At 69.4% G+C, this 6,420-nt stretch carries 5 protein-coding genes and 1 pseudogene; 5 read left to right on the forward strand and 1 reads right to left on the reverse strand.

The features are described from left to right. Positions 1-98: 98 nt before the first annotated feature. Positions 99-1,112 carry a ferredoxin--NADP reductase gene (locus tag AWC16_RS10780; RefSeq protein ID WP_085264727.1) on the reverse strand — a complete coding sequence of 338 codons (1,014 nt, stop codon included), beginning with the start codon at positions 1,110-1,112 and terminating at the stop codon, positions 99-101. 70 nt (positions 1,113-1,182) lie between these two features. Between AWC16_RS10780 and AWC16_RS10785 the strand changes: the two are divergent. The 5 genes and pseudogenes from AWC16_RS10785 to meaB all read left to right on the forward strand — a co-directional run. After that, positions 1,183-2,608 (forward strand): annotated as a pseudogene (locus AWC16_RS10785) (class I adenylate-forming enzyme family protein); the annotation flags it as partial. After that, on the forward strand, positions 2,592-3,497 hold the full coding sequence (locus AWC16_RS10790; protein WP_085264729.1) for an acyl-CoA dehydrogenase family protein: 906 nt from the start codon (positions 2,592-2,594) through the stop codon (positions 3,495-3,497). The pseudogene AWC16_RS10785 and the gene AWC16_RS10790, both read left to right, overlap by 17 nt. After that, positions 3,484-4,578, forward strand: a complete 1,095-nt coding sequence (locus AWC16_RS10795; RefSeq protein WP_085264730.1) for an acyl-CoA dehydrogenase family protein — start codon at positions 3,484-3,486, stop codon at positions 4,576-4,578. The genes AWC16_RS10790 and AWC16_RS10795 overlap by 14 nt, the downstream gene beginning before the upstream one ends. 123 nt (positions 4,579-4,701) lie before the next feature. Continuing rightward, positions 4,702-5,469, forward strand: a complete 768-nt coding sequence (locus AWC16_RS10800) for an enoyl-CoA hydratase/isomerase family protein (RefSeq protein WP_085264755.1) — start codon at positions 4,702-4,704, stop codon at positions 5,467-5,469. Between the two features lie 9 nt (positions 5,470-5,478). Then, positions 5,479-6,348: a methylmalonyl Co-A mutase-associated GTPase MeaB gene (gene meaB, locus AWC16_RS10805; RefSeq protein WP_085264731.1), complete on the forward strand. Its 870-nt coding sequence runs from the start codon at positions 5,479-5,481 to the stop codon at positions 6,346-6,348. Positions 6,349-6,420 lie beyond the last annotated feature (72 nt).

The following is a 6,420-nucleotide window of genomic DNA, read 5'->3' on the forward strand; positions in this document are numbered from 1 at the left end:
GCCGGACGGGCGTCGATGGGTCGTCCGCCGGACTTCGTCGGGGACAACGGGCCAGTCACGGCGTTGTTCGCTCGCATGTTGGCCGAATCGCTGACCGACTATTCGTAGTGCACGGTTATCGAGCCGCCCTCGGGCACGCCCTGGCAGGTCAGGATGTAGCCGTCGGCCACCTCGTCGTCGTCGAGTGCGGTGTTGTTGAGCATGGTCGCTTTGCCCTCGCTGATGTGGGCGATGCAGGTGCCGCAGTTGCCGGCCTCGCAGGAGAACGGGGGAGCCAACCCGGCCCGCCGGGCGCTCTCCAACAGGGTCTCGCGGGCCACCCGCGGCACCGATGCCTTCTGGCGTCCGAGGTGGATCGTCACCGTTCCGCTCACCTCGGTCGCGGTGTCGGCGCCGGCCGGCTGGGCGGGTGCGGTCGCGGTGACCGCCGAGTCGAAGTCCTCGACGAAGAGCCGGCCCGGGCCCGGCCAGGCCGCACGAACCACGTCCATGAATCCCGCCGGTCCGCACACATAGCAGTCCGCGCCGGTGTCGGCGCCGACGAACGCGGTGACCGCGGCCGCGTCCAGCAGGCCGTCGTCGGCGTCGCAATGTCGCCGTACCGACAGTCGGCCCGGGTAACGGGCGGCGAGTTCGCTCAACGCGCCGTCGAATATCGCCGCGGACCGGTCCCGGTCGGCGCACAGCAACCGGACCGTGCGGTCGGTGGTGGCCAGTGCGCTCTTGGCCAGCGACAGGATCGGTGTGATTCCGCTGCCGCCGGAGAATGCCAGCAGCGGAACTCCGGTCGCATCCAGGCAGAAGGTCCCCGCCGCGCGGGTCAAGGTCAACTCGTCGCCTTCGGCCACGTTGTCCAGCAGCCAGTTCGACACCTTGCCGCCGGGAACGCGCTTGACCGTGGTCATCAGCTCGGTGTCGGTCTCGGGAGCGCTCGACATCGAGTAGGACCGGTACAGCTCCTCGCCGTCGACCCGCACCTGAAATGTCGAGTACTGACCGGCCCGGTAGGCAAACGGCGTCTCGTGCGGCGCCAGCACGAAGGTGTAGGCGTCGGAGGTCTCCTTGATGATGCGCGTCACGGTCGCCCGCTGGAAAACATGAGGGACCGCCATGCCACCCCTTCCGGTTTGCGTTCTTCGCTTGAGAGAATACTATTCTCTCAAACCGATAGGATCTTCTCAAATGCCGTCAGGGTTGTCAGGATCGTCCACCGCAGTGCTTGCGTTCGAGGATCGGCAGTACAGCCTGCCCGAGCTCGAGGCGCGGGCCGGCGCCCTGGCGGCGGCCCTGGCGGCCGACGGCGTGACCGCCGGTGACCGGGTGGCGCTGATGTCGTCGAACCGGCCGGAATTCGTCGTCGCGGTGCGCGCCGTCTGGCAGCTCGGGGCCGTCGTCGCCCTGCTCAGTCCCGCCTGGAAGCGCGACGAGGTGGCGCATGCCCTCGCGCTGGTGCAACCCCGGTGCGCCCTGGGCGATCATCCGGTGCTGGCCGAGCTGATGCCGATGCGGCATCTGGACGACATGGTTCCCGGCGGCAGTTGGGAGGGCGATCCACCGCCCGCGGGCGCCGACGCGCTGCTGGTGTTCAGCTCCGGCACCACCGGCCTGCCCAAAGCCGTGCGGCACACCCATGCCTCGCTGGCCGCGGCGGTGCAGCACTGGCGGGATGCCCTGGGGTTGAGCGCCGCCGACCGGATCCAGGTCGTCACGCCGCCCTCGCACATCCTCGGGCTGCTCAACATCCTGACCGCGCTGCGGGTCGGGGCGTGGGTGCGGCTGCACCGGAGATTCGACATCGACGTGATGCTGAAAACGATTGCCTCCGACAAGATCACCGTGGAGATGGCGGTGGCGCCGATAGCGCTGGCCATCGCCGACCACCCGGACCTGGAATCGTTCGACCTGTCCTCGCTGCGCTTCATCATGTGGGGCGCCACTCCCGTCACCGCAGCCGTCGCCGACACCGTCACCCGGCGCACCGGCGTGCCCATTGTGCCGGCCTACGGCACCAGCGAGCTTCCGGTGATCGCCTGCGGTCTGATCGACGAAGCCCGCCTGGATACGGTCGGACGTCCGGTGCCCGGCACGGAACTGCGGGTGGTCTCCGACGCTGGGGCCGACAACGGGGAGTTGCTGCCGCCCGGTGTCCCCGGTGAGATCGTCGTGCGCTCCGATTCGCTCATGGCCGGTTACCTTCCGGCTTCGGCGACGGCAGAAGCCGTGCACGACGGGTGGTTTCACACCGGCGACATCGGCTGTCTCGATGACGACGGCTGGTTGCGGATCACCGACCGCAGCAAGGAGATGATCAAGGTGCGCGGCTTCCAGGTCGCCCCCGCCGAGATCGAGGCGGTGCTGCACGAGCACCCGGCCGTCGCCGACTGCGGAGTGTTCGGGGTTCCCGACGAGCGCGACGGAGAGGCCGTCGTCGCCGCGGTCGCGCTGCGGGCACCGGTCAGCGACGCCGAACTGTGCGCACTGGTCAGCGACCGCCTCGCGTCCTACAAGCGGCTGCGCCGGGTGGTGGTGGTACCCGAAGTTCCCCGGCTGCCGTCCGGAAAGCTGTTGCGTCGACTACTGAAGGAGCGCCTATGGATGTCCGGCTGAACGCCGAGCAGCGACAACTGCGGGACGCCGCGGCCAAGCTCGCCGACGACCTGGGTCCGGGCTCGGTCGCCGAACTCGACGATACGAGTCGGGTGAGCCGGCTGGAACGCGCTGTCGCCCAGACTGGTTGGCGCTCGCTGCGCTCCGACGGTGCGTCGGGGGTGGAGGTGGCGATCGTCGCCGAAGAGTTCGGCCGCGGCCTGGTCGACGTGCCGTTCCTCGGCCCGGTGCTCGCCGACGATCTCGGCCGGCACGTGGCACTGGGCGCGGGACCGACCACCGTCGCGGTCGGTGAGACCGCCGTCGACGCCCGCGGGGCCGCGCAGGCCGCGATCGTGCGGGAGCAGGCGGTGCTGACCGCCCCGGTCGGTGCCGCGCGGACCGGAGCCGACCTGACCAGGGTGAGCGCCGAATTGGCCGATGCGCCAAACCAAGTCGGCGAACTGAGCGCCGATGACGCCCTGCGCTGGCAGGCGCTGGCGCTGGTGACGACCTGTGCCGATCTGGTCGGCACCGCGCGCGGAGCGCACGCGCTGGCGTGCGACTACGCCAAGATCCGCGAGCAGTACGGCAAACCCATCGGGTCTTATCAGGCCATCGCCCATCTGCTTGCCGAGGGGCTGGCGCTGATCGAGGGCTCGGTGAGCGTGCTGCGGCACGCGGCCTGGTCGGTCGACGAGGCGCCTGCGGCCGCAGCGGTGCGCTCGGCCCGCATCGCGAAGATCTACTCTGCCCGCGCCGCGCGGACGGTCTGCGAGACTGCGATCCAGGTGCACGGCGGTATCGGCAACACCTGGGAGTGCGCGGCGCACGTCTACCTGCGCCGTGCACTGACCTCGACCAGCCTGTGGCCCGCGACGATAGGGGAGATCGCTGATGGACTTTCGTGATTCACCCGCCGAAGCCGACTTCCGCAGCAGGCTCCGGGCCTGGCTGACCGAGCGGGCCGGCACCTTTCCCGCCGCCGGTGACGACGAGTACTGGGCCCGCCAGGGCGAATGGCACCAGGCGCTGTATGCGGGCGGGTTCTTCGGGGTGTCCTGGCCGCGCGAATACGGTGGCCAGGACCTGCCGCCGGTCTATGACGTCATCGTCGACGAGGAGCTGGCGGCCGCCGGGGCGCCGCCGCGGCCGAGCCTGGGCTACCTGGTGGTCGGGCTGGGCCGCCATGCCGGTAAAGAACTGCAGCAACGGTTCCTACCGGGAATGATCGACGGCACGCAGCGCTGGTGTCAGGGTTTCTCCGAACCCGGGGCGGGGTCGGACCTGGCGTCACTGACCACCACCGCGACCCGCGAAGGCGACGACTACGTCATCCACGGACACAAGATCTGGACCAGCTACTCCGACGTCGCCGACTGGTGCCTGCTGCTGGCCCGCACCGACAAGGACGCCCCCCGGCACCGCGGTATCTCGGCGTTCATCATCTCCATGCACCAACCCGGCATCGAGCAGCGGCCGCTGCAGATGATCAACGGCGTCACCACCGAATTCGGGCAGGTGCTCTTCGACGGGGCCAGGGTTCCGGCCAGCCAGATGGTCGGCGAACCGGGGGAGGGCTGGGCGCTGGCGATGACGGTGGTCGGCCATGAGCGCGAACCGTCGACCCTGGGGTACTCGGCCCGCTACGGCAAGCTGGTTCGCCAGATGGCGGCGCGTGTCGACGGCACCGGGGCTCAAGTTCCGGAGGAATTGGCTTGGGCAGCAGTGGAAACCGAGATGCTGCGGTTGCACGTGCGTCGCCGGCTCTCCGAACAGCTCGACGGGCTCTCACACGGGCCGGAGGGCTCGTTGGACAAGTTGCTGATGACCTGGGTGGAGCAGTCGGTCGGCCACGCCGCGCTGGCGGTCGGCGGTGTGGACGATCCCGGCCTGCTCAGCGCCTACCTGTACAGCCGGGCCCAGAGCGTGATGGGCGGGACGTCGCAGATTCAGAAGAACATCATTGCCGGCCGGATATTGGGATTGTAAGGAGTGATCGCGAACGCGGGCGAAGCCCGGGTGAAGCGGGTCACGACTATTGGAGCAGTGATCGCGAACGCGGGCGAAGCCCGGGTGAAGCGGGTCACGACCCTCGAAGGAGTGAATTCTGACATGTACGACATGCCTGCCGAGATCGACGTGCGCGCCGACGGCTCGCTGCGGATCATCACGCTCAATCGCCCCGACGCGCTCAACGCCGTCAACGACGCACTGCACACCGGTCTGGCCAAACTGTGGCCGCAGCTGGAGGAAGACCACGATGCCCGCGCCGCGGTGCTGACCGGCAGCGGACGCGCGTTCTCCGCCGGCGGCGATTTCGCCTACCTCGATGAGCTGCGACGCGACGAGAAGCTGCGCGCCAAGACCATTGCGCACGGCCGCGAGATCGTGCTGGGTATGGCACGCTGCCGCACTCCGGTGGTGGCGGCGGTGAACGGGCCGGCCGTCGGCCTGGGTTGCAGCCTGGTGGCACTGAGCGACATCGTCTACCTGTCGGAATCGGCCTATCTGGCCGATCCCCACGTGCAGGTGGGGCTGGTCGCCGCCGATGGGGGTCCGTTGACCTGGCCGTTGCAGATGAGCCTGCTGCTGGCCAAGGAGTACGCGCTGACCGGAGCCCGCATTCCGGCCACCCGCGCCGTCGAGCTGGGACTGGCCAACCATGTGGTGGAAGACCCGCTGGCCGAAGCGATCTCGTGCGCGCGGCGAATCTCCGAACTGCCGCGCCAGGCGGTGGAGAGCACCAAGAGGCTGCTCAACATCCACCTGGAGCGTGCGGTGCTGGCCACCCTGGACTTCGCGAACATGGCCGAAGACCAGTCGTTTCAGACCGACGACTTCGCCAACATCATCGATCGGCTCACCGCCAACAAGAACTGACTCCCCCTGATGACGATCGACGAGTTGCTCGCCGCGGCGCGTGACGGCTCGGTCCGCGCCACCGGGCGACTGCTCAGCCTGGTCGAAAGCGACCGGCGCGCCGAGGTTCTGGCCGCCGTCGGACCCGCCCGCACCCGGGTCATCGGGCTGACCGGACCGCCCGGGGCGGGCAAGTCCACCACCATCGCGGCTCTGGTCGGGGCGTACCGGGAGCGCGGTCTGCGGGTGGCGGTGCTCGCCGTGGACCCGTCCTCGCCGTTCAGCGGCGGTGCCCTGCTGGGCGATCGCATCCGGATGGCCGCGCACATCAACGATCCGGCGGTGCTGATCCGGTCGGTGGCAGCCCGCGGGCATTTGGGCGGACTGGCCGAAGCGGTGCCCGCGGCCCTCCAACTGCTGGCCGCACTCGGCTTCGACGTGGTTCTGCTGGAGACGGTGGGGGTGGGTCAATCCGAGATCGAGATCGCCGCGATCGCCGACCCGACGATCGTCGTGCTCAATCCCGGCGCCGGCGATGCGGTCCAGGCCGCCAAGGCCGGACTGCTGGAAGTGGCCGACATCGTGGTGGTCAACAAGGCCGACCGCGAGGGCGCCGAGCAGACCGTGCGTGACCTCCGGGTCGAGCTGAAGCACACCGGCGCACCGATTCTCACCCTGGTGGCCGCGCGCGGCGACGGTCTCGATGAGTTGGTGGGCACCATCGAGGCCCACCATCGCACCGACAGCCGAGAGCGCCGGCTGGCTCGGGCGCGGGCCCAGATCCTGTCGCTGGCTCAGACCCGGCTGCGAACCCACCCCGAGCTGAACAGGCTTGCCGAGCTGGTTGTCGACGGCGACGACGATCCCTACTCCGCGGCGGAGCGGCTGTTGTCCGACTAATGGGAGTCGATCAGCGTGGCGTTGACGGGTTTGGGGTGTTGGTCGCGGGACGCTGATCATCGAGCCGCTGGC

This window comes from Mycolicibacter longobardus (assembly GCF_002102265.1).
GTDB classification, from domain to species: Bacteria; Actinomycetota; Actinomycetes; order Mycobacteriales; family Mycobacteriaceae; genus Mycobacterium; species Mycobacterium longobardum.

What these genes read in the sequence shown, in the direction of transcription:
- AWC16_RS10780 (WP_085264727.1), bottom strand. Translation starts at nt 1,112, where the DNA reads ATGGCGGTCCCTCATGTTTTCCAGCGGGCGACCGTGACGCGCATCATC.
- AWC16_RS10800 (WP_085264755.1), top strand. Translation starts at nt 4,702, where the DNA reads ATGTACGACATGCCTGCCGAGATCGACGTGCGCGCCGACGGCTCGCTG.
- AWC16_RS10795 (WP_085264730.1), top strand. Translation starts at nt 3,484, where the DNA reads ATGGACTTTCGTGATTCACCCGCCGAAGCCGACTTCCGCAGCAGGCTC.
- AWC16_RS10790 (WP_085264729.1), top strand. Translation starts at nt 2,592, where the DNA reads ATGGATGTCCGGCTGAACGCCGAGCAGCGACAACTGCGGGACGCCGCG.
- meaB (WP_085264731.1), top strand. Translation starts at nt 5,479, where the DNA reads ATGACGATCGACGAGTTGCTCGCCGCGGCGCGTGACGGCTCGGTCCGC.